The sequence below is a fragment of the Okeania hirsuta genome, from assembly GCF_003838195.1.
Classification (GTDB): Bacteria; Cyanobacteriota; Cyanobacteriia; order Cyanobacteriales; family Microcoleaceae; genus Okeania; species Okeania hirsuta.
Genome location: NZ_RCBY01000463.1, coordinates 1 through 2779 on the forward strand (window position 1 = coordinate 1; position 2779 = coordinate 2779).

The 2779-nt window shown below is 47.4% G+C and carries 2 protein-coding genes; both read left to right on the plus strand.

Going from position 1 to position 2779, the window contains the following annotated elements; all coding sequences use genetic code 11:
* Positions 1 to 229 (plus strand): Ig-like domain-containing protein (locus tag D5R40_RS38530; protein ID WP_205127801.1); only part of this gene is annotated, 229 nt, incomplete at its 5' end.
* Positions 230 to 2523: 2294 nt separating this feature from the next.
* Positions 2524 to 2778 carry an HYR domain-containing protein gene (locus D5R40_RS43235; protein ID WP_375339442.1) on the plus strand — a complete coding sequence of 85 codons (255 nt, stop codon included), beginning with the start codon at positions 2524 to 2526 and terminating at the stop codon, positions 2776 to 2778.
* The last annotated feature ends 1 nt before the right edge of the window (position 2779 follow it).

The following is a 2779-nucleotide window of genomic DNA, read 5'->3' on the forward strand; positions in this document are numbered from 1 at the left end:
CGGTAATACGGACTTTGGTTCCGTCACCTTAGGTAATTCTGCATCTAAAACCTACACCATCACCAACTTAGGGAGTACGAGTTTAAACATCAATAGCGTCTCAAACAGTGATCCTCAATTTGTAATTGAGTCCATTAGTAATGCTGCTGTAGATCTTGCGCACCTCTACATTGTAATTGTTTTCACTCCTCAAACTGTCGGTCCTCAGTCTCTAAATCAACATTGCTAGCGACGATTGTGATGAAAACCCTAACTTTTCAATCTAAATTAATTGGAACAGATTGCCCCGACGGCTTCGTCTTTGAACCTGGCTCTGGTCAATGCGATCGACATTGATGAAGTGCGCCGCAGGGCAAATTGCCTTCACCCGGACCCCATCTGCATCAATACCAATGGTGGCTTCCTCTGTGCTTGCGAGGTGACGGCTGTTTGTCAAAATGTGACTATCAACTCACGCCTCCGGCATTGCCACCCTCACTCTGAAAAAATAAACAATAACTCTTCACGTCTGCGGGACATACAGCTGCAGTGGATTTGATCAGAATTCACCTGCTCCAACATAGGAAAATAATAAACACGGCTGAACTAACGGTCACCATAATGGAGTGGCGAAAGTACTTTACCGCACAGTCACGGTGTAGGACAATATCGCACCAACGATCACTTGTCCTGCAACGCAGCGGAGTTTGTCGATGCATCTGTGGGCAGTCTCTCTAATATACTAGTCTGGCGACTGCGGGCGATAATTGGGAGCTTTTCTATCGTGCAAAGTCCCCCAGCGGAATGAGCTTTACTTCGGATATTGAGGTCACCTACTGCTCAGATGGCGCCTGGCAAGAGCTGTACTTTTACGTACAGCGAAGGACAACACGCCTCCAACGCTAGTAATCCAGCGACCATTAATGTCAGCTGCCTCGATGACGTCCCGTTCCTAATCCAGGGTAGTTACTGATGAAAGTGAAACTGTAGCTAGCAGCAGTATGTACCGGCGGGTTTGGATCAATGAGATTCACTATGATAACACGGAGGAGATACGGTGTGAGTTTGTAGAAATCGCGGACCGCCGAACCAACCTGAGTTGGATATAGTCTAGCCTTCACACGGGGTCTAATGGCAGTGTTTATAGCACGGTGAGCTTAGTGGTGTGATCGATGATGAGGCAATGGTATGGTGCTTGGCATTTTTGAGCTGAAATTCAAAACGAACGCCAGATGGTGTTCCCTGATTAAAAAGGGACTGTATAGAATTCCTGAGCTACGAAGGTAGCTTCACCGCCAACCAATGGCGATTGCCTCTGAACGACCTCCACAGACATTGGGGTACAAGAAAGTTCTTCCCAGCCGTCGGGGAAAGTCTCAGTTAAAAGGATCAGGGAACAATCCAGCGATTTCACTTGGACGGCTCCTAGTACGGATTCGCCTGCGATCTAAACGATGGCCAAACATTACCCCATGTAGTGCACTTCGGGCTATTGTCCAGTGAGGTTGGATCAATGAGATTCATTTTGATGATTTTAGTCGGATGAAGGTGAGTTTGTGGAAGTTGCTGACCTGCAGAACCATCTGAGTTCTACAAGCTGTTACTCTATTAATGGTAATGGTGTATGTGTATATACCGTGAACTTAAGCGGTTTGTAATGATGATGAGGGGACGGGAATCGGTGCAGTGGCATTTTTTCAATCTGGCATCCAAAACGGCTCCCGGATGGGTCGCGCTGACAAGAATGGTGCAGTCATAGAATTCTTGAGCTACGAAGGTAGTTTAACCGCTACGAATGGTGCTGCCTCGGGACTCAGTTCACAGATATGGTGTCAAGAAGGTTCTTCTACTGCAGCTGGGAAAGCCTACAATTAAAAGATCTATGAAATCAGGCCAGCGACTTCACTTGGACGGCTCCTAGCACAACTCCCTGGTAGCTTGAATGATGGACAAACCATACTTCCTGTGGAGGTTCTAGTCAGGCGTATCACTGTTTCCTTCCTTAGTGAAATAAATAATGGAGGACTGGTTACTAGACGATCCACGGATCACACGCACTACAGGTACAGATGCAGCCGGGCATACTACCCCTGTACTGCGAACGATCAAGTCTTTGACGATGTTTCGCCAACAGCCCCAACGAAAATCCCTATGTTGAACTAGATGTTAATGCAATGGTAGCTTATCGCTAACATCGGCGATGTAGTTCCACCGATAATGTAGTGCTACAGAACCAGCCCTTCACTAATTTCACCTTGTAGCGATGAGGCAGCAAAACTGTCCTTTTAACGCAACTGATCCTGTGAAACCAGAACCAGCATCAGTGCAGCTTTACGTGGTAGATAACTTTAAACGCTTGCTGACACCTGTATAGCACTAGCATTCTGGCTCCCCTGGGCCGTATGTCCAAGTTCCCTACAGACACTTTCAGTCAACGTAGTCTAAATGACGACCAAGCTGGGTTTGGTATACGGGTATTTGTGGCGGTACTCAAGTAGCACGGGTGCTAACTTCAATGTGTCGCCGACCACTACCACTACCTTTATGTTCGAGCGGAGGGTACTTGTTCGGACTAATGGTGCTTGTGCACCTAACTATAAACCATTGAAATGGTGTCAACCTGTGGCAATCTGCCCTGCCGATATTAATGTTAATAACGATCCGGGGCAATGCAGTGCGGTCGTTAGCTTCGCTGCTACCGGTAGCGATAATTGCGGCGGGCCTGTAGCTATTTCCTATAGTCAAAATCCGGGCACCGTCTTTAATGTGGGTACAACCACGGTGGATGTGACTGCCTAGG